Source organism: Streptomyces sp. NPDC090032 (genome assembly GCF_044748025.1).
Lineage (GTDB): Bacteria > Actinomycetota > Actinomycetes > Streptomycetales > Streptomycetaceae > Streptomyces.
Window position 1 is genome coordinate 545,326 of the sequence record NZ_JBIVFF010000006.1, and the last position, 19,666, is coordinate 564,991.

The window sequence follows — 19,666 nt, forward strand, 5'->3', positions numbered from 1 at the left end:
CCGGCGCACGGATCGTAGGCCTCACGGACCCCTCGACACACGACCTTCACAGCGGGCAGGTGAGAGTTGTCCCGGCGCCCGCCCGCATCTCATCCTGCGTCCACCGGCCGTTTCCCGAGTGCGCCTTTATATCGGGCAAACAGGGTTCTCGCGGGACTCTCAGGGCACGCTCAGGTGGCTCTCATGAACGCGGCTCAGGCTTACTGCCATGACCGAGAGCTTCCGCCGAAGCGGCGAGTACCCCCAGGGCCAGCAGCAGCACTCGCAGTCCCCGTATCCGGGGACCCCCGAGGCGGGCGGCGCCTTTCCGCCCCCGCCCGCGTACGACCCGCCGCAGCCGGCGAACGCCGCGCCGGGTTCGCAGATGTGGCCCGCTCCGGTGCCGGAGGGCTCCCCTGTTCCGCCCGCCCCGCGGCGGCGACGGGTCAAGGGTCCGCTCGGCCTGCTGGCCGCGGTCGCCATCGCCGCCGCGGCCGTCGGCGGCGGCACCGCGTACGCCTTCCAGGAGCTGACCGGCAAGGACTCCACGTCCACGAACGCCGGGGCGAGCGTCGTGCCCACCAGCCAGAAGGGCACCGTCTCCGGCGTCGCCGCGGCAGTCAGCCCCGCCATCGTGGAGATCAGCGCGACCTCGAACGCGGGCAGCTCCACCGGCTCCGGTGTCGTCATCACGAGTGACGGCGAGATCGTCACCAACAACCACGTCGTCTCCGGCGCCTCGGCGGTCAAGGTGCGCACGAGCGACGGCAAGACCTACACGGCCGAGGTCGTCGGCACCGACGCCAAGAAGGACCTCGCCCTCATCAAGCTGAAGAACGCGTCGGGTCTCAAGACCGCGTCCCTCGGCGACTCCGACAACGTGAAGGTCGGCGACGAGGTCGTCGCCATCGGCTCCCCCGAGGGCCTGACCGGCACCGTCACCAGCGGCATCGTCTCCGCGCTCGACCGCGACGTCACCGTCTCCACGGACGAGGAACAGCAGCAGCAGCAACAGGGCGGTGGAGGCGACGGCCGGTGGCCGTTCGAGTTCGGCGGGCAGCAGTTCAACGGCGACACCGGCTCGTCGAAGACGACGTACAAGGCCATACAGACCGACGCGTCCCTCAACCCCGGCAACTCCGGCGGCGCCCTCATCGACATGAACGGCAACATCATCGGCATCAACTCCGCGATGTACTCGTCCAGTTCGGACAGCGGGTCCGGATCGTCGGGCGCGGGCAGCGTCGGCCTCGGCTTCGCCATCCCGGTCAACACCGTCAAGGCCGACCTCGACTCGCTGCGCAGCGGGGGCACCTCCGGCAGCTGACCCCGGCCGCGCGCCGCCGCGCCGCACGCACCCGTAGAGCCGCCGTGCGAGGCTGATACCGGCCCCGCACCACCGCCCGCACCCCCGAGGAAGCCCGCCCATGAGCCCCGCCGAAGGCGACCGCGAACCCCAGCGCATTCTCATCGTCGACGACGAACCCGCCGTCCGCGAGGCGCTGCGGCGCAGCCTCGCCTTCGAGGGGTACGGCACGGAGGTCGCGGTCGACGGCGCGGACGCGCTCGACAAGGCCGCCGCGTACCAGCCCGACCTGGTCGTCCTCGACATCCAGATGCCCCGCATGGACGGCCTCACGGCCGCCCGGCGGCTGCGGGCCGGCGGGTCCCGCACCCCCATCCTGATGCTCACGGCCCGCGACACCGTCGGCGACCGCGTGACCGGGCTCGACGCGGGCGCCGACGACTACCTGGTCAAGCCGTTCGAACTGGACGAGCTGTTCGCGCGGGTACGGGCCCTGCTGCGGCGCAGCGCCTACGCCTCGGCGGGCGGCCCGGCGGACGACGCCGGTGAGGTCCTGTCCTTCGCGGACCTGCGGATGGATCTCTCGACCCGCGAGGTCACGCGCGGCGCGCGCACCGTGGAGCTGACCCGCACGGAGTTCACGCTCCTGGAGATGTTCCTCGCCCACCCGCGCCAGGTCCTCACCCGCGAACAGATCCTCAAGGCGGTCTGGGGCTTCGACTTCGAGCCGAGCTCCAACTCCCTGGACGTGTACGTGATGTACCTGCGCAGGAAGACGGAGGCGGGCGGCGAGCCGCGGCTCGTCCACACGGTGCGGGGTGTGGGGTACGTGCTGCGGGCCGGGGGCGGCGAGTGATCGGGCGGGTCCGTGCGCTGCCCCTGCGGTCACGGCTGGCGCTGCTCGTCGCGGTGGCGGTGGCCGTCGCGGTGGCCGCGGTCTCGGTCACCTGCTGGGTGATCGTGCAGAAGAAGCTGTACGCGGAGGTGGACGACCAGCTGCACTCGTCGGGCAAGACGCTCCAGGCCGGCGAGATCTCCGGCCTCCTGCAGAACTGCAGCCAAAAGCCCAGCGACCGTCCGAGCGCCCTGCGGAGCACCTCGTACGCCCAACTGGTCAAGGTCGACGGCACCCCGTGCGTCCTGCCCAATTCCCGCGGCACCGTCGAGGTGGCCAGCAGCGACAAGGCCGTGGCGCGTGACCCCAACCCCGGCGTCGAGACCTACCGCAACGGCACGGACACCGACGGACAGCCCGTCCGGGTGGTGACCGTACCCGTCGTGCTCGAGGGCCCCGGTCAGCCGGTGCTCGCCGGAAACGCCCTGCTCATCGCCCTCCCCCTCCAGGACACCCAGTCCACGCTCAACGAACTCGCCCTGGTCCTCCTCCTCGTCTCCGGAATCGGCGTCGTCGGCGCCGGTGCCGCCGGACTCTGGATCGCCCGGTCCGGACTCCGCCCCGTCGACGAACTCACCGACACCGTCGAGCACGTGGCCCGTACCGAAGACCTCACCGTGCGCATCCCCGTGGAGGGAGACGACGAGATCGCGCGGCTGTCCGCGTCCTTCAACTCCATGACCGCGTCCCTCGCCTCGTCGCGCGAACTCCAGCAGCAGCTCATCGCCGACGCCGGGCACGAGCTGCGCACCCCCCTCACCTCCATGCGCACCAACATCGAGCTGCTCACCCGCAGCGACGAGACGGGCCGGGCGATCCCGCCGGACGACCGCAAGGCGCTGATGGCCTCGCTCAAGGCCCAGATGACCGAACTGGCCGCGCTCATCGGGGACTTGCAGGAGCTGTCCCGTACGGGACTGACCGCCGGCGACGCGCCCCTCAAGGTCGTCGCCCTGCACGACACGGTCCGTACCGCGCTGGAGCGTGCCGCGCTGCGCGGGCCCGAGCTGAAGATCACCTCCGAGCTCGCCCCCTGGTACGTACGGGCCGAGCCCGCGTCCCTGGAGCGCGCGATCGTGAACCTCCTCGACAACGCGGTCAAGTTCAGCCCGCCCAAGGGCACCATCGAGGTCCACCTCATGCGCGGCCGGCTGACCGTGCGCGATCACGGTCCCGGTATCCCGGCCGATGAACTCCCGTACGTCTTCGACCGGTTCTGGCGTTCGCAGTCCGCGCGGGCCCTGCCGGGTTCGGGCCTCGGCCTGTCGATCGTGGCCCGCACGGTGGAGAGCTGCGGTGGCACCGTCGGGCTCGGGGCCGCGGAGGGCGGCGGCACGGTCGCGACGGTGCAGCTGCCGGGCGCACCGACGCCCCCGCCGGAAGTCCCCTGAGGCGCGCTGAACACCCCCCAGGGGCCTAGCGCTCGAAGCCCAGCCCCTCCCCCGTGAGCCCGACCCGGATCCCGTCCTTCTCGACCTTCACGTCGCTCAGCCGGACGTCGCCCATCCCGTCGCCCGGCAGTTTCGGCAGCCGGAACGCCAGCGAGAGGCGGTCGGCGAGTTCGGGGCGGGTGAGCCGGGTGAGGCCCTGGAGCAAGGCCGGGTCGAGGCCGAACTTCTTCAGGAGCGCCGGGTGCGCGAGCGCGAGGTCGACCAGGTTCAGGGACATCAGCTGGTGCACGAAGCGCGGTGAGCCGGTGAGCTCGCTCAGCCGCCGGTCACTGCGCAGCGCCTCGCGCACCGCGGAGTCGGGCACGCCCAGCCGGCGCACGAGCGACGGCACGGACAGCAGGGCCTTCGCCTTGGCGGTCTCGGTCGCGAGGCGCGCCACCGAGCGGCGGCTCAGGTGCAGGCCCTCGGAGGGACGCGTGCCGGGCCGGTACGTGGCGAGGTCGCCGATGTCGAGCCGCATGCCGCCGATGTCGGTGGCGATGCCGGTGTCGCCGATGCGCCGGATCGTCGCGTCGGCGCGCATCTTCAGGTCGTGTCCGGCGACGGGCAGCGTGCCGCGCGCGAGGATGCGGTCGCGGCCCCGGCCGCTGAACGTGACCTGGGAGGCGCCGAGTTCGCGGTTCAGGTCGTCGAAGGAGAGCAGGACCTCGCCGGTCATGCCGCCGATGCGGGCGCCGCGCACATCGGTGGGTCCGTCGCCTTCGATGCGGACGTCGCGGATGGTCGCGGACACCTTGGCGAGGGAGACGCGGCTCGCGGCGACGTCGGGGACGGTGACCCTCACCTCGTCCAGGCGCCGGTCGGCGAGCTGCGTGAGGAACGGGAAGCCCTCGATGTCGACCTCGGGCGCGGCGCTCAGGTGCAGCTGGTCCTTGAGCCGGTCCGCGGCGCGGTGCTCGGCGTAGAGGAGGGCCCAGCGGTCCGCGAGGGTGACGAAGGCGGCGAGGACGACGATCCCGACGACGGCCTTCGTGGCGAGCGGGAGCCCGGCGAACCGGTTGCGGCGGCGGCTGCCACGGCGGTGGTTGGGCGGCGCCCACTCGACGTCACCGGGCTCCTCCTCGTGGAGGAACTCGTCGAGCGGATTGTCCGCGAGGGCGCCCAGCTCGTCGTACGGGTTGTGCGGCACAGTGTCTGATGGAACGGATTCCTCCGTGCGTACATCAGACAGTTCGGCGGACTCGGACGTGAACGCGGCTATGCGGTGGGGGGAACGCATCGTGAGATTTCACCATACGAACCGACCCCACCGCCCAGCATTACTCCCAGTAAGGGACGGTTTAGGCCCCCGACCCGGCCGTGCGATACGTCACTTCACGACCGTGATCCGGTCCGCCTTCGGGGGCGCGATCGGTGACGTGGCCGACGAGTTGGCCGTCAGGTAGTCGTTGAGCGCCTTCAGGTCGTCGTCGCCGACCAGCGGGTTCTTGCCCTGGCCGAGCGCCGCGAAGCCGTCGCCGCCGCCCGCGAGGAACGAGTTCATCGCGACGCGGTAGGTCGCCGCCGGGTCGATCGCGGCGCCGTTCAGCTTGATGGAGTCGACGACGACCCGGGCCGCGCCCGTCTTCGTCATGTCGAGCGTGTACGTCAGGCCCGCCGACGGCTGGAGGATCTTCGGCGAGGCCTCGTTGGAACCGCTGACCTGCTGCTGGAGCGCGGCGATGACCTGCGCGCCGGTCAGGTCGGCCAGGTTCACGGTGTTGCTGAAGGGCTGCACGGTGAAGCCCTCGCCGTAGGTGACGACGCCGTCGCCCTCGCTGCCGCTCGCCTTGTACACGAGGTCGGAGCGCACGCCGCCGGGGTTCATCAGGGCCAGCGAGGTCTTCGGGTCGAGGGTCTTGGCGTGCGCGAGCTGCGCGTCCGCGATCAGATCGCCGAGCGGCGCCTCCGGCGAAGTGGCGCCGCGGCCCGGGATGTCCGCCGAGATGTAGCCGACGGGCCGGCTCGCGACGGGCGCGGCCATCTTGTTCCAGCGGCCGATGAGCGCGGTCATGTCCGCTGCCTTCGGCTGCGTGCGGCTCACCACGTGGTTGGCCGACTTCACCGACGTACGCACGATGTCCTTGGTGCGGCGGTCGTACGTCAGCGTCGTGTCCGTGTAGAGCTTCCCGTACGAGGACGCCGAAGTGACCATGCGGGGCTTGCCGGACGGGTCGGGGATCGTGCAGACGTACGCGTTGTGCGTGTGGCCGGTGACCAGCGCGTCGACCTTCGGCGAGATGCCCTTGGCGATGTCGACGATCGGGCCGGAGATGCCCGCGCCTCCGCTCGGGGAGTCGCAGTCGTAGTTGTACGAGCCTGAGGCCGGCACGCCGCCCTCGTGGATGAGCGTGACGATCGACTTCACGCCCTGCTTGTCGAGGATCTTGGCGTACTTGTTGACGGTCTCGATCTCGTCGTGGAACTTCAGGCCCTTGACGCCCTCGGCGGAGACGATGTCGGGGGTGCCCTCAAGGGTCACGCCGATGAACCCGATCTTCACGCCGTTGTGCTTCCACACCCAGTAGGGGGCGAGGATCGGCTTGCCGGTCTTCTCGTTCGTCACGTTGGCGGCGAGGTAGGGGTAGTCGGCGCCCTTGAACTTCTTGCCGTCCTCGAAGCAGCCGTCCTTGGGGTGGCAGCCGCCGTTCTGCATGCGGGCCAGCTCCGTGGCGCCCTCGTCGAACTCGTGGTTGCCGACGCTCGTGACGTCCAGGTCGAGCTTGTTCATCGCCTCGACGGTGGGCTCGTCGTGGAAGAGCCCGGACAGCAGCGGGCTGGCCCCGATCAGGTCGCCGGCCGCGGCGGTGACGCTGTACGGGTGGCTCTTCCTCGCGGTCCGCAGGGACGTGGCGAGGTACTCGACGCCGCCCGCGTCGACCTTCCGCGTGGTGCCGTCCGGCAGGTTCTCCGTGACCTGACCCGACGAACCGGCCGGCGGCTCCAGATTGCCGTGGAAGTCGTTGAAGGAGAGCAGCTGCACGTCGACCGTGCGCCGGTCCTTGCCGCCGTGGTGCCGGTCCTGCGCGGCGCCCGCGGGCAGCGCCGCGACGAGCGCGCCGACGGTGGCGAGCCCGGCCGCCACGGCGAGTATCCGCGATGCGGGGCGGCGTCCGGGCCGGTGCGGTGCCGGCGGAGACTGCGGTGGCAACGGGTTCATCGGATTGCGTCCCCCTGTGTGGGTGCTGTGTGGCGGCGGTGGTGGCCGTGTGCCGTGACCAAGTCGGCAGCCTAGGGTCAACGCGCGTAGCACAACAGGTGTTTGCCGGTTACGAGCTGGTTGCCATCACTCGGCGCAAGCCCGGCGCGGGCCCGTCGCCGTACCCTCTTGTGCATGACCAGCGACGCCGTGCCCACCTCCCCCGACCGCCAGATCGAGACGCTCACCGCTCTCACGCCCGACCAGGCGGAAGCCGTCCTGGAGATCCTTGCCGACGCCGCCCGCGCCGACGGGCAGCAGGCGGTGTCGGAGCAGGGCCGTCTGCAACTGCGCGGCGGCCCCAGGGAGGGCGTGCGCCACTTCCTGCTGAAGGTCGACCGCGAGCTGATCGGGTACGGCCAGCTGGAGGACACCGACCCCATCGAGGCGCCGGCCGCCGAACTCGTCGTGCACCCCGCGCACCGCGGGCACGGGCACGGGCGGGCGCTCGGCTCGGCGCTGCTCGGCGCGTCCGGCAAGCGGCTGCGGGTCTGGGCGCACGGCGGCCACTCGGCGGCCCGGCATCTCGCGCAGGTCCTCGGCCTGACCCTGTTCCGCGAACTGCGCCAGATGCGGCGCCCGTTGGCCGAGGGCCCCTCGCTCGCCGAGCCGGTGCTCCCCGAGGGCGTCGCCATCCGGGCCTTCGTGCCCGGCGAGGACGACGCGGCCTGGCTCGCGGTGAACGCGGCGGCGTTCGCCCACCACCCCGAGCAGGGCTCGCTGACCCAGCGCGACCTGGACGACCGCAAGGCCGAGCCGTGGTTCGACCCGGCCGGATTCTTCCTCGCCGTGCGGGAGGGCGACGGCGAGGTCATCGGCTTCCACTGGACCAAGGTCCACGCCGAGGAACAGCTCGGCGAGGTCTACGTCGTCGGGGTCGCGCCGGGCAACCAGGGCGGCGGCCTCGGCAAGGCGCTCACGGCGGTGGGCCTGCGGCATCTGGCGAGGTCGGGCCTGCCGACGGCGATGCTCTACGTGGACGCCGACAACAAGCCGGCGGTCACGGTCTACGAGCGCCTCGGCTTCGTCACGTACGAGACGGACCTGATGTACCGCACGGAGTCGTAGGCCGGACCAGACCCAGGTCCTGCACGACCCAGCAGCTCGGCCGAGGGGCAGTCGTCACTTGACACTGCCCCTCTCTTTGCACCACCCTTTCACTACTTGATTAGTGAAAGGGTGGTGTTGAAGAACGTGGTCGAGTACCGGATCGACCGGCGCAGCGGCGTCGCCACCTATCTCCAGATCGTCCAGCAGACCCAGCAGGCCCTGCGCCTCGGCCTGCTGGAGCCCGGAGACAAGCTGCCCACGGCCCGCGAGGTCGTCGAAGCCACCGCGATCAACCCGAACACCGTCCTCAAGGCGTACCGCGAGCTGGAACGCGAGGGCCTCGTCGAGGCCCGCCGAGGTCTCGGCACGTTCGTCCGCAGGACGCTCGGCGCGGCCCCGGCCGACTCGCCACTGCGGGCCGAACTCGCGGACTGGGCCCGGCGCGCCCACGCCGCGGGCCTCGACCGTGAGGACGCGGCCGCCCTGTTCGGCGCCGTACTGGACGAAAACTTCCCGAAGGGGGACCAGTGAGTTCCACCAGCACCACCCCGGCCGTCGCCATCGAGGCGACAGGGCTCGGCAAGCGTTACGGCCGCCACGGCCACGCCGCGCTCGACCTGTGTTCCTTCCGGCTGCCCGCCGGGCGGATCAGCGCCCTGGTCGGGCCCAACGGGGCGGGAAAGTCCACCCTCCTCGCGATCGCCGCCGGGCTCCTGCGCCCCACCTCCGGGCACCTCACCGTCCTCGGCGCCGCCCCCGGCGTGCACCGCGACCGCGTCGCGTACCTCTCGCAGGACAAGCCGCTGTACCCGCAGCTCTCCATCGCGGACACCCTGCGCATGGGCGCCGAGCTGAACCCGGGCTGCTGGGACGCCGCCTACGCCCACGGGATCGTCGAGCAGGGCGACCTCGACCCCTCGTCCAGGGTCCGCTCGCTCTCCGGCGGACAGCGCACCCGCGTCGCCCTCGCACTCGCACTCGGCAAGCGCCCCCAGCTGATGCTCCTCGACGAGCCGATGGCGGACCTCGACCCGCTCGCCCGCCACGAGCTGATGGGCACGCTGATGGCGGACGCCGCCGAACACGGCACCACCGTCCTGATGTCGTCGCACATCGTCGCCGAACTGACCGACGCCTGCGACCACTTGCTGCTCCTGGGCGCCGGCCGCATCCGGCTCGGCGGCGGCATCGACGACCTGACGGCCGCGCACAGCCTGGTCACCGGACGCGGCACGGCCGCCGACCTCGCCCCGCACACCGTGGTCGAGTCCCGCGCCGCCGGCCGCGGACTGACCGCCATGATCCGCCGCGACGGGCCGCTCGACAGCGCCTGGGAGGCACAGGAGCCGTCCATGGAGGAACTGATCCTCGCCCATCTGCGCAACCCCGGCGCCCCGGCGCTGATCACCCCGGGCACGACCGCGTCCGCCGTGGCGGTGACGGCATGAAGACACTCACCGACAACGCCGACAACGCGCACAACACGGCCGACGCCACCGGCCGCCCCGCCGCGCGCCGCACCCTCCCCGGCCCCGACGGCCTCGTCTGGACCGTGCTGCGCCTGCACCGCACCGCCCTGTGGGTGTGGACGGCGTACGTCGTCATCACCGCGGGCCTGCTGCTGTGGCTGTGGGGACCGGGCGCGAGCGCGGCACAGCAGGCGTTCGACGTGCTCGGCTACAGCGGTGCGCAGGAGAACGCGTACATCGGCGGATTCTCGTTCCTCGGTCTCGGCGGCTCGTTCGACCACCGCTTCTACGGCCCGTCCACGCTGATCAGCCTCGCCTCGTGCGCCATAGCCGTCTTCGCGGCGGGACCGCTGATCGCGCGCGAACTGGAGCGGGGAACGGCCAGGCTGGCCTGGACCCAGTCCGTGTCCCCCGCCCGCTGGCTGGCCGCGAAGCTGGCCGTGCCCGCGGTGTTCGTCGCCGTCGGCACGAGCCTGATCGTCGTCCTGTACCGGCTCGTGTGGAACGCGCACAACCACCTGCTGGTCGCGGGCATCGGCCCCCGCTCCTTCTACTTCTCCATCGGCCCCGCCACCGTCGCGACCGCCCTGTTCGGCCTCGCGGTCGGCGTACTCGCCGCCCTCGTCCTGCGCCGTACGCTGCCGGCCCTGCTGGCCGCCGGTGTCGTGCAGCTCCTGGCCGGCGCGCTGCGCGGCAACAACTGGCCGTTCCAGCACTCGCCGTTCTCGCGCCTGCAGCCCGAACTGCCCGTCTACAGCAAGGCGATCACGTCCTCGGGCGCCAAGGTCTCCGACCCCGGCTGCTACCTGAGCCAGAAGTGCCTCGACCGCCACGACATCACCGGCTTCACGCGCACCTACCTCCACTCGCCCGACTACTGGCCCCGCCAGCTCGCGGAGACGGGCATCCTGCTCGCCCTGACCGCGCTCGCCGTCGTCGGCGCGTTCCTCGTCCTGCGCAGGTACCAGGCGAAGAACACCCACCGGCCGAAGAAGGAGACCGCAGCATGAGCACCGCCACCTTCTCCCCCTCGACCGGGATGACCTGGACCGTGCTGAAGGTGCACCGGCTCGCCCTGTGGCTGTGGGTCGCCTACGTCGCGATCACCGCCGCGATGCTGCTGTGGCTGTGGGGGCCGGGCTTCTCCGGGCTGCACATCACCGGCAAGTGCGTCGCGGGCGTCGCGAACGCCTGCACCGTCACGGGCCAGGGAGCGGGCACGTACGAGTATCTGCTCGCGCTCACCACGAGCCTGATCACGCTCGTGCCCGGGATCGCGGCCGCTTTCGCGGGCGGGCTGCTCTTCGGCCGCGAGCTGGAGCGCGGCACGGCCGCCCTCGCGTGGACGCAGTCCGTCTCCCCGGCCCGCTGGCTGACGACGAAGCTCACCGTCCCGGCCGCGTTCCTCGTCGTCGGCACCGGCATCCTCGTGGCGCTGCGCCGCCTGGTGGCGTCGGGGGCGAGCGGCCTCCCCGACAACCAGTGGTTCACCGACGGCATCTACGGCGTCCTCGGCCCGACCGCCGTCGCGCTCCCGCTGCTCGGCCTGGCACTCGGTGCCCTGGTCGCGTTCATCTCCCGGCGCGTGATCACGTCGATGTGTGTCTCGCTCGCCCTCACCGGCATCGTGATCACCGCGCTCGGCGAGATCCGGCCCCACCTGTGGCCCGGCGCCACCGTCACCGGGAATGTCCGCGAGGGCTACCGGGGCTTCACCGGCCTCTTCCTCGACGAGGGCGCGGTCACCGCGAGCGGCGCCCACATCGCCGACCCCCTGTGCCGCGCCGGCACGAACTGCCTCGCCCAGCACAATGTCACCGGCTTCTACCGCGAGTTCCAGCCGTCCTCCCACTTCTGGCCGCTCCAGCTCGTCGAGACGGGCATCCTGCTGGCCCTGACGGCACTCGTGGTGGCGGCGGTCTTCGCCCTCCTGCGCCGGAACCAGCGGCCGTAGGCTTCGCAGAGCGCCGGGGGCGTCCTCGATGACGTCCCCGGGACGCCCCGCCATGCCCCGCACGTCATGTCGCCGTAACCAACCATTCAGACGGGCTTGCCACTCTCACAGAATGCAGCCCGCCGCGCCCGACCCCACCGGGGCACCGGCGGAGAGCTCCCCCCACGGGAGACTCCGCCTCACGCCCGCGCTCTCCGACGCGCCCATCGTGGTCAAGGCGCGGAAGAATGGGTCCATGAGCCAGCAGAACGCCCAGGACCAGGCCTCCGACCGGCAGGCGCAGCCGTCCGTCGGCTCCATAGCCGCGCACCGCCCGCACACCGTCGCAGGCGGTGACTTCAAACCCGATCTCCCCGAGCTCACGGCCGACATCGACGCCGACCCCGACGAGTTCGAGGACTACAGCGCCGAGCTGCCCCAGGGCCGCTTCCTGGACCGGGAGCGCAGCTGGCTCGCCTTCAACGAGCGCGTACTCGAACTGGCCGAGGACCCGGACACCCCGCTCCTGGAGCGGGCGAACTTCCTGGCGATCTTCGCGTCGAACCTGGACGAGTTCTTCATGGTCCGCGTGGCCGGACTCAAGCGCCGTATCGCGACGGGCGTCGCCACCCGTTCGGCCTCAGGGCTCCAGCCCCGTGAGGTCCTCGAGCTGATCTGGAACCGCTCGCGCGAGCTCATGGCCCGGCACGCCGCCTGCTTCCAGGAGGACGTCGCCCCCGCGCTCGCCGACGAGGGCATCCACCTGGTGCGCTGGGAGGAGCTCACGGACAAGGAGCAGTCCCGGCTCTTCACGCTGTTCAAGCAGCAGATCTTCCCGGTGCTCACCCCGCTGGCCGTGGACCCCGCGCACCCGTTCCCGTACATCTCCGGCCTGTCCCTGAACCTCGCCGTCGTCGTGCGCAACCCGGTCTCCGGGCACCGCCACTTCGCGCGCGTCAAGGTGCCGCCGCTGCTCTCCCGCTTCCTGGAGGCCTCGCCGCAGCGCTACGTCCCCATCGAGGACGTCATCTCGGCGCCCAAGCACCTGGGCGAGCTGTTCCCCGGCATGGAGGTCCTGGAGCACCACATGTTCCGGCTGACCCGGAACGAGGACCTGGAGGTCGAGGAGGACGACGCCGAGAACCTCCTCAAGGCGCTGGAGAAGGAGCTCATGCGGCGCCGCTTCGGCCCGCCGGTGCGGCTCGAGGTCGAGGAGACCATCGACCGGTACGTCCTCGATCTCCTCGTACGCGAACTGAAGATCAGCGAGTCCGAGGTGTACCCGCTGCCGGGCCCCCTGGACCTCACGGGCCTCTTCGGCATCTCCGGCCTCGACCGGCCCGAGCTGAAGTACCCCAAGTTCATCGCGGGCACCCACCGCGACCTGGCCGAGGTCGAGTCCGCGTCCGCGCCCGACATCTTCGCCGCCCTGCGCGAGCGGGACGTGCTGCTCCACCACCCGTACGACTCGTTCTCCACGTCCGTGCAGGCGTTCCTGGAGCAGGCCGCCTCCGACCCGGACGTCCTCGCGATCAAGCAGACGCTCTACCGGACCTCGGGCGACTCGCCGATCGTCGACGCGCTGATAGACGCCGCGGAGTCCGGCAAGCAGGTCCTCGTCCTCGTCGAGATCAAGGCCCGCTTCGACGAGCAGGCCAACATCAAGTGGGCGCGCAAGCTGGAGGAGGCCGGCTGCCATGTCGTATACGGCCTCGTCGGCCTGAAGACGCACTGCAAGCTGTCGCTCGTCGTGCGCCAGGAGGGCGACACGCTGCGCCGCTACAGCCACGTCGGCACGGGCAACTACCACCCGAAGACGGCCCGCCTCTACGAGGACCTGGGCCTGCTCACCGCGGACTCACAGGTGGGCGCCGACCTCTCCGACCTCTTCAACCGGCTGTCCGGATACTCGCGCCGCGAGACGTACCGCCGGCTCCTCGTCGCCCCCAAGTCCCTGCGCGACGGCCTCATTTCGAGGATCGAGAACGAGGTCCAGCACCACCGCGCCGGCCGCCCCGCCTACGTCCGCTTCAAGGTCAACTCGATGGTCGACGAGGCCGTCATCGACGCGATGTACCGGGCGGCGCAGGCCGGCGTACCCGTCGACGTGTGGGTCCGCGGGATCTGCGCCGTGCGGCCGGGCGTCGCGGGCCTGTCGGAGAACATCCGCGTACGGTCCGTGCTCGGCCGCTTCCTGGAGCACTCCCGGGTCTTCGCCTTCGGCAACGGCGGCGAGCCCGAGGTCTGGTTCGGCAGCGCGGACATGATGCACCGCAATCTCGACCGCCGCATCGAGGCCCTGGTCAGGGTCTCCGACCCGGCCCACCGGGGCGCCCTGAACCGGCTCCTGGAGACGGGGATGTCCGACACCACCGCCTCCTGGCACCTGGGACCGGACGGGAACTGGGTCCGGCACGCCAAGGACGCGGAGGGCCGGCCCCTGCGGAACGTACAGGAGATGCTCATAGACGCCCGGAGGCGCCGGCGTGGCACAGCAACACCTTGAGACAACGGGAGCGGAGGGCTGCGCGGGCGAGGTCGTCGCGGCCTATCTGCGCGAGCAGGCCACCGAGTTCCTGCGCTCCCTGAGGCAACACCGCGAGAGCGGCGGCGCCGCACCCGGGGGAACCGCCGAGGAGGCGGCCGACGCGGCGCGCGCCCTGCGCCGCTCGGCCCGCCGCATCAGCGGCACCCTCCACACGTTCCGTCCTCTGCTCGACGCCGAGTGGTCCGACGCGCTGCGCCCCGAACTGGCGTGGCTGTCGGGCACGTTGGCGCAGGAGCACGCGTACGCGAGCCGCCTGGAGCGACTGCTGTGCGCACTGCACCGTCTGTCGGGCGCCCACGCGGTCCCGGCCCAGACACCCGCGGCGGCCGGGGTGCCGGGGCGGGTGGGCACAGCCCAGTTGCCGCGCAACGAGAATCGGGCGTCGGGAAATCTCACCGTCGGCGCCGCGAAGGCCGGCGCCCTCCTGGAACGCCAGCTCACACTGGCCCGCACGCGAGCCCACTCCACGGCCCTCCAAGCCCTGGGCTCAAGCCGCTTCCACGCGGTCGCGGACAACGTCGCCGTACTCGCCAGCGAAGTCCCGCTGCGCACCACCACCGCCGACCTCGACGCGCTGGCCGCCACCGCCCAGTCCCGCCTCGCCGAGGCCGTCGCCGCACTCCCCCTGCACCGGGCGGGCCACCCCTACAACGCGGAGGCCCTCGTCCAGGGCCTCACCGCCGACACGGCGCCCCCGTCCCAGGACGCGCCCTGGCACCACGTACGCCTCCTGCTGCGGCTGCACCGCTACGCCCAGGAGGTCGTGCCCGGCGGGCCCGGCACCGGCGGCGGTCCGGCCGACGCGGAGACCGAGGCGGCCGCCGCGCTCGACCGGCACCGGGACGCCGCAGAGGCCGCGGCAGCCGCCGCCCACGCGGCCCGCACCCCGCGCATCGCCCCGGCGACGGCCTACGCGCTCGGCGTCCTGCACGCCGACCAGCGCCACGAGGTGGAAGCGGCCCGTTTCGCGTTCCAGCGGGCCTGGCTGAAGGAGACGGTGCACACCCCATGAGCAGCTGCGACGACATGATCCGCGCGGCCGGCTGCGTGCTGTGGCGCCGCTCCTCCCACGACGGCGGCCTTGAGATCTGCCTCGTGCACCGGCCCAAGTACGACGACTGGTCGCACCCCAAGGGCAAGCTGAAGCGCGGTGAGGAGATCCTCGCGGGCGCGCTGCGCGAGGTGGCGGAGGAGACCGGGTTCCAGTGCGCTCCCGGCGCCCGCCTCCCCACCACCCGCTACATCGCGAGAGGCCGCCCCAAGCGCGTCGACTACTGGGCCGCCGAGGCGACGGACGGTGCGTTCACACCGAACCGCGAGGTCGACCGCATCGCCTGGCTCTCCCCGACCGCCGCCCGCCACCGTCTGACCCAGCCCCGCGACAAGACACTCGTCGACGCGCTGCTCAACGCCCTCCACCTGGCATAGTCGCAGCCAGTGCCCGCGTCATCACAAAACGTCACACATTAGCTCACCGCACCGACCGCCGAGGTTCACCCGCCGTTCACTCATGCCCATCGGTCGCTTCACCTGTCCTGCCTAATTTCGGGCTTACACGGTGCGAGTCGCCCACGAGGGCGAACACCGCACCGCCTGCCTGGAACGAACAGACTTCGCACGCCGTCCCGGATCTCCGACCGGCGGCTCCTGGAAGGAACATCCGAAAGTGAAGCTTCAGCGCAAGAACCGGCTCCGCGCCCTCTCCCTCGGCGCCATCGCCGTCTCCGGCGCCCTGGCCCTCACGGCGTGCGGCTCGGACGACACGAGCGCCAACGGCGGTTCGAGCAGCGGCCCGACGGCCAAGGCCGGCAACATCAAGTGCGACGACGCCAAGGGCCAGCTCCTCGCGAACGGTTCCTCGGCACAGGCCAACGCCATCCAGGCCTGGGTCAAGGCGTACACCGCCGAGTGCAAGGGCGTTCAGATCAACTACAAGCCCGAGGGTTCGGGCGCCGGTGTCACGGCGTTCACCCAGGGCCAGGTCGCCTTCGCCGGTTCGGACTCCGCGCTGAAGCCCGAAGAGGTCACCGCCTCCAAGAAGATCTGCTCCGGCGGCCAGGGCATAGACCTCCCGATGGTCGGCGGCCCGATCGCGGTCGGCTACAACGTCCCGGGTGTCGACAACCTGATCCTGGACGCCAAGACCCTCGCCCAGATCTTCGACGGCAAGATCAGCACCTGGGACGACAAGGCGATCGCCAAGCTGAACCCGAAGGCGAAGCTGCCCAAGACCAAGATCCAGGCGTTCCACCGCTCGGACGAGTCCGGCACCACGGACAACTTCACCAAGTACCTCAAGGCCGCCTCCCCGGCGGACTGGAAGTACTCGGGCGGCAAGGCCTGGCAGGCCAAGGGCGGCCAGTCCGCGCAGGGCTCCTCCGGCCTCGCCCAGCAGGTCAAGCAGACCGCCGGCGCGATCTCCTACTTCGAGCTCTCCTACGCCAAGGACGGCATCAAGACGGTCGACCTCGACACGGGCGCCTCCGCGCCGGTCAAGGCCACCGTCGAGAACGCCACCAAGGCGATCTCCGAGGCCAAGACCGTGGGCACCGGCAAGGACCTCGCCCTCGAGCTGAACTACGCGACGAAGGCCGACGGCGCCTACCCGATCACCCTCGTCACCTACGAGATCGTCTGCGACAAGGGCAACAAGGCCGACACCTTCCCGGCCACCAAGTCCTTCCTCACCTACATCGCGAGCCAGGACGGCCAGGACTCCCTGGCGGCCCTCGGCTACGCGCCGATCCCCACCGAGATCAACACCAAGGTCCGCGAGACCATCGCGAGCCTGAGCTGACCCAGTGTGCGGCCCGTCCCCTGAAGGGGGCGGGCCGCACCGTCCGGTGCACCGCCGCCTGGAGCCGCCCGACCGCGGCTCCGCAGACCGGAGAACCCCATGGATATATCCACGAAAACGACTGCTCCACCCACTCCAGCCGACCCGCCGAAGCCCGCGCTCCAAAAGCGCGCCGGGCGCGGCGCCACCCGCCCCGGTGACCGGATCTTCCTCGGCCTCTCGCGCGGCTCCGGCATCCTGCTTCTGGTGATCATGGCCGCCATCGCGGCCTTCCTCACCTACCGCGCCTCGCTGGTGCTCTCCAAGAACGACGGCAACTTCCTCACGACCTTCGAGTGGAACGCCAACGCGACCCCGCCGGTCTTCGGCATCGCGGTCCTCGCCTTCGGCACGATCGTCTCCTCGGTCATCGCCATGGCGATCGCCGTCCCGATCGCCGTCGGCATCGCGCTGTTCATCACGCACTACGCGCCGAAGAAGATCGGCGGCGTGATCGCGTACGTCGTCGACCTGCTCGCCGCCGTACCGTCCATCGTGTACGGCCTGTGGGGCGCCCTCTTCCTGGTGCCGCACCTCACCGGCGTCTACAGCTGGCTCGACGACTACTTCGGCTGGACCGGCATCTTCGAGTGGCAGGGCGGCGCCCCGCGCACCCTCCTCGCTGTCGGCATCCTGCTCGCGATCATGATCCTCCCGATCATCACGAACGTCAGCCGTGAGGTCTTCCGGCAGGCGCCCCTGATGCACCAGGAGGCCGCACTCGCGCTCGGCGCCACCCGCTGGGAAGTCATCCGCATGTCGGTGCTCCCCTTCGGCCGCTCCGGCGTCATCTCCGCCTCGATGCTCGGCCTCGGCCGCGCGCTCGGCGAGACCATGGCCGTCGCGACGGTCCTCTCCCCCAGCTTCGAGATCAACGCCAGCCTGCTCGACCCGGGCGGCGGCACCTTCGCGCAGAACATCGCCGCGAAGTTCAGCGAGGCCACCGAGCAGGGCCGTGACGCGCTCATCGCCTCCGGTCTGGTCCTGTTCATCATCACGCTCGTCGTGAACGGCGGGGCCCGTGCGATCATCGCCCGCCGCAAGGAGTACTCGGGGGCCAACGCATGAGCAACGCAACCATCACCCCGCCGGCCCCCGGCACCAACTCCCTCAGCGCCGCGCGCCTGCCGCGCTGGTCCCCGTACGCCATCGCCGCCGGCGCCATCGCGCTCGGCTGCGCGATCGGCCTGGGCGCCGGACTCGACAGCCAGATCCAGTGGGGTCTGATCGCCGCGGTCCTGTTCGTGCTCGGTACGTACGGCATCGCCACCGCCGTCGAGGGCAAGCGCCAGGCCAAGGACCGCGTCGCGACCAGCGTCGTCTGGGTCGCGTTCATCCTCGCCGTGATCCCGCTGGTCTCCCTGATCTGGGAGACCGTCTCGCGCGGCGTGAAGGTCCTGGACGTCTTCTTCCTGACGCACTCGATGGGCGTCGTCACCGACGCCGAGCCCGGCGGCGGCATCTACCACGCCATCATCGGCACCCTGGAGCAGGTCGGCCTCGCCACCCTGATCTCCGTGCCGATCGGCCTGCTCACCGCGGTCTACCTGGTCGAGTACGGCCGGGGCAGGCTCGCCAAGGCCGTCACCTTCTTCGTCGACGTCATGACGGGCATCCCGTCGATCGTCGCGGGCCTGTTCATCCTCAGCTTCTGGATCCTGATCCTCGGCTTCAGCTACTCCGGCTTCGCCGGGTCCATGGCGCTGTCCATCCTGATGATCCCGGTCGTCGTCCGCTCCACCGAGGAAATGCTCAAGCTCGTCCCGAACGAGCTGCGCGAGGCCTCCCTCGCGCTCGGCGTACCGAAGTGGCGCACGATCGTCAAGGTCGTCCTGCCGACGTCGATCGGCGGCATCACGACCGGTGTGATGCTGGCCATCGCCCGCATCGCCGGTGAGACCGCGCCCGTACTGCTGCTGGTCTGGGGCAACCCGCTCATCAACACGGACCCGTTCCAGGGACCCCAGTCCTCGCTGCCGCTGTACATCTACCAGCAGTACCAGAACAGCGGCGGCAGCCCGGCGGCGTACGACCGTGCATGGGCGGCGGCTCTCGTCCTCATCGCCTTCATCATGATCCTCAACCTGGTGGCCCGCGGCATCGCCCGCTGGAAGGCCCCGAAGACCGGTCGCTGACGCGACCATCAGCGACCTCCGGAAGTGAATTAGTTATGGCCAAGCGAATCGACGTCAGCGGCCTCACCGCGTACTACAGCTCCCACAAGGCGATCGAGGACATCTCGATGACCGTGGAGCCCCGCTCCGTGACGGCCTTCATCGGCCCGTCCGGCTGCGGCAAGTCCACCTTCCTGCGCACCCTGAACCGCATGCACGAGGTCACCCCCGGTGGCCGCGTCGAGGGCAAGGTACTCCTGGACGACGAGGACCTCTACGGCACCCACGTCGACCCGGTCGCCGTGCGCCGCACGGTCGGCATGGTGTTCCAGCGCCCGAACCCGTTCCCCACCATGTCGATCTTCGACAACGTGGCGGCGGGCCTGCGCCTGAACGGCTCGTACAAGAAGAGCGAGCTCGGCGACATCGTCGAGAAGTCCCTCAAGGGCGCCAACCTCTGGAACGAGGTCAAGGACCGCCTGAACAAGCCCGGCTCCGGCCTCTCCGGCGGCCAGCAGCAGCGTCTGTGCATCGCCCGCGCCATCGCGGTCGAGCCCCAGGTGCTCCTCATGGACGAGCCCTGCTCGGCCCTCGACCCGATCTCGACCCTCGCCATCGAGGACCTGATCGGCGAGCTCAAGGAGCGCTTCACGATCGTCATCGTGACGCACAACATGCAGCAGGCGGCCCGCGTCTCGGACCGCACGGCGTTCTTCAACCTGTCCGCCGTCGGCCAGCCCGGCAAGCTCGTCGAGATCGACGAGACCGAGCGGATCTTCTCCAACCCGTCGGTCCAGGCCACCGAGGACTACATCTCCGGCCGCTTCGGCTAGACACCACCGACTCCTTGCGGTGCTGCATGGCGGTGCCACCGCAAGGCAAAGGGCCCGCCCCCTGGCTCCCGGGG

17 protein-coding genes are annotated in these 19,666 nt (G+C 71.0%); 15 read left to right on the forward strand and 2 right to left on the reverse strand.

The window, feature by feature from the left end; translation table 11 throughout:
• The first annotated feature begins 208 nt into the window (after positions 1 to 208).
• The 3 genes from ACIPWY_RS17915 (at position 209) to ACIPWY_RS17925 (ending at position 3,571) form a co-directional block, all read left to right on the forward strand.
• Positions 209 to 1,306, forward strand: coding sequence for a S1C family serine protease (locus ACIPWY_RS17915; RefSeq protein ID WP_401533811.1), 1,098 nt, complete (start codon positions 209 to 211; stop codon positions 1,304 to 1,306).
• A gap of 100 nt (positions 1,307 to 1,406) precedes the next feature.
• The gene (locus ACIPWY_RS17920) at positions 1,407 to 2,141 is read left to right on the forward strand and encodes a response regulator transcription factor (protein WP_362898306.1); all 735 of its coding nucleotides are present in this window, start codon (positions 1,407 to 1,409) and stop codon (positions 2,139 to 2,141) included.
• The gene (locus ACIPWY_RS17925; protein ID WP_362898307.1) at positions 2,138 to 3,571 is read left to right on the forward strand and encodes a HAMP domain-containing sensor histidine kinase; all 1,434 of its coding nucleotides are present in this window, start codon (positions 2,138 to 2,140) and stop codon (positions 3,569 to 3,571) included. The genes ACIPWY_RS17920 and ACIPWY_RS17925 overlap by 4 nt, the downstream gene beginning before the upstream one ends.
• Before the next feature lie 25 nt (positions 3,572 to 3,596).
• Here ACIPWY_RS17925 and ACIPWY_RS17930 read toward each other — a convergent pair whose 3' ends face one another.
• Complete coding sequence (locus ACIPWY_RS17930; RefSeq protein WP_393701237.1) at positions 3,597 to 4,850, reverse strand: DUF2993 domain-containing protein; 1,254 nt, start codon at positions 4,848 to 4,850, stop codon at positions 3,597 to 3,599.
• 90 nt (positions 4,851 to 4,940) lie between these two features.
• The gene (locus ACIPWY_RS17935) at positions 4,941 to 6,770 is read right to left on the reverse strand and encodes a bifunctional metallophosphatase/5'-nucleotidase (RefSeq protein ID WP_362898311.1); all 1,830 of its coding nucleotides are present in this window, start codon (positions 6,768 to 6,770) and stop codon (positions 4,941 to 4,943) included.
• 174 nt (positions 6,771 to 6,944) lie between these two features.
• Between ACIPWY_RS17935 and mshD the strand changes: the two genes are divergently transcribed.
• The 12 genes from mshD (at position 6,945) to pstB (ending at position 19,592) form a co-directional block, all read left to right on the forward strand.
• Positions 6,945 to 7,877, forward strand: coding sequence for a mycothiol synthase (mshD, locus tag ACIPWY_RS17940; RefSeq protein ID WP_362898313.1), 933 nt, complete (start codon positions 6,945 to 6,947; stop codon positions 7,875 to 7,877).
• Positions 7,878 to 8,003: 126 nt separating this feature from the next.
• The gene (locus tag ACIPWY_RS17945) at positions 8,004 to 8,390 is read left to right on the forward strand and encodes a GntR family transcriptional regulator (RefSeq protein ID WP_383882368.1); all 387 of its coding nucleotides are present in this window, start codon (positions 8,004 to 8,006) and stop codon (positions 8,388 to 8,390) included.
• The gene (locus ACIPWY_RS17950; protein WP_362898317.1) at positions 8,387 to 9,307 is read left to right on the forward strand and encodes an ABC transporter ATP-binding protein; all 921 of its coding nucleotides are present in this window, start codon (positions 8,387 to 8,389) and stop codon (positions 9,305 to 9,307) included. Before ACIPWY_RS17945 ends, ACIPWY_RS17950 begins: the two co-directional genes overlap by 4 nt.
• Positions 9,304 to 10,338, forward strand: coding sequence for a hypothetical protein (locus ACIPWY_RS17955; protein WP_362898319.1), 1,035 nt, complete (start codon positions 9,304 to 9,306; stop codon positions 10,336 to 10,338). Before ACIPWY_RS17950 ends, ACIPWY_RS17955 begins: the two co-directional genes overlap by 4 nt.
• Positions 10,335 to 11,282: a hypothetical protein gene (locus ACIPWY_RS17960; RefSeq protein ID WP_401533816.1), complete on the forward strand. Its 948-nt coding sequence runs from the start codon at positions 10,335 to 10,337 to the stop codon at positions 11,280 to 11,282. Before ACIPWY_RS17955 ends, ACIPWY_RS17960 begins: the two co-directional genes overlap by 4 nt.
• A 112-nt stretch (positions 11,283 to 11,394) precedes the next feature.
• Positions 11,395 to 13,767: an RNA degradosome polyphosphate kinase gene (locus tag ACIPWY_RS17965; protein WP_401533818.1), complete on the forward strand. Its 2,373-nt coding sequence runs from the start codon at positions 11,395 to 11,397 to the stop codon at positions 13,765 to 13,767.
• Positions 13,748 to 14,821 (forward strand): CHAD domain-containing protein, encoded by a 1,074-nt coding sequence (locus ACIPWY_RS17970; protein ID WP_362898325.1) that lies wholly within the window; start codon positions 13,748 to 13,750, stop codon positions 14,819 to 14,821. The genes ACIPWY_RS17965 and ACIPWY_RS17970 overlap by 20 nt, the downstream gene beginning before the upstream one ends.
• Positions 14,818 to 15,237 carry an NUDIX hydrolase gene (locus tag ACIPWY_RS17975; RefSeq protein WP_393701227.1) on the forward strand — a complete coding sequence of 140 codons (420 nt, stop codon included), beginning with the start codon at positions 14,818 to 14,820 and terminating at the stop codon, positions 15,235 to 15,237. The genes ACIPWY_RS17970 and ACIPWY_RS17975 overlap by 4 nt, the downstream gene beginning before the upstream one ends.
• A 238-nt stretch (positions 15,238 to 15,475) precedes the next feature.
• Positions 15,476 to 16,606 (forward strand): phosphate ABC transporter substrate-binding protein PstS, encoded by a 1,131-nt coding sequence (gene pstS / locus ACIPWY_RS17980; RefSeq protein ID WP_362898329.1) that lies wholly within the window; start codon positions 15,476 to 15,478, stop codon positions 16,604 to 16,606.
• Positions 16,607 to 16,705: 99 nt separating this feature from the next.
• Positions 16,706 to 17,713, forward strand: coding sequence for a phosphate ABC transporter permease subunit PstC (pstC, locus tag ACIPWY_RS17985; RefSeq protein WP_362898331.1), 1,008 nt, complete (start codon positions 16,706 to 16,708; stop codon positions 17,711 to 17,713).
• On the forward strand, positions 17,710 to 18,780 hold the full coding sequence (gene pstA / locus ACIPWY_RS17990) for a phosphate ABC transporter permease PstA (RefSeq protein WP_390014145.1): 1,071 nt from the start codon (positions 17,710 to 17,712) through the stop codon (positions 18,778 to 18,780). Before pstC ends, pstA begins: the two co-directional genes overlap by 4 nt.
• 35 nt (positions 18,781 to 18,815) lie before the next feature.
• Positions 18,816 to 19,592 (forward strand): phosphate ABC transporter ATP-binding protein PstB, encoded by a 777-nt coding sequence (gene pstB, locus ACIPWY_RS17995; protein ID WP_266672019.1) that lies wholly within the window; start codon positions 18,816 to 18,818, stop codon positions 19,590 to 19,592.
• Positions 19,593 to 19,666 lie beyond the last annotated feature (74 nt).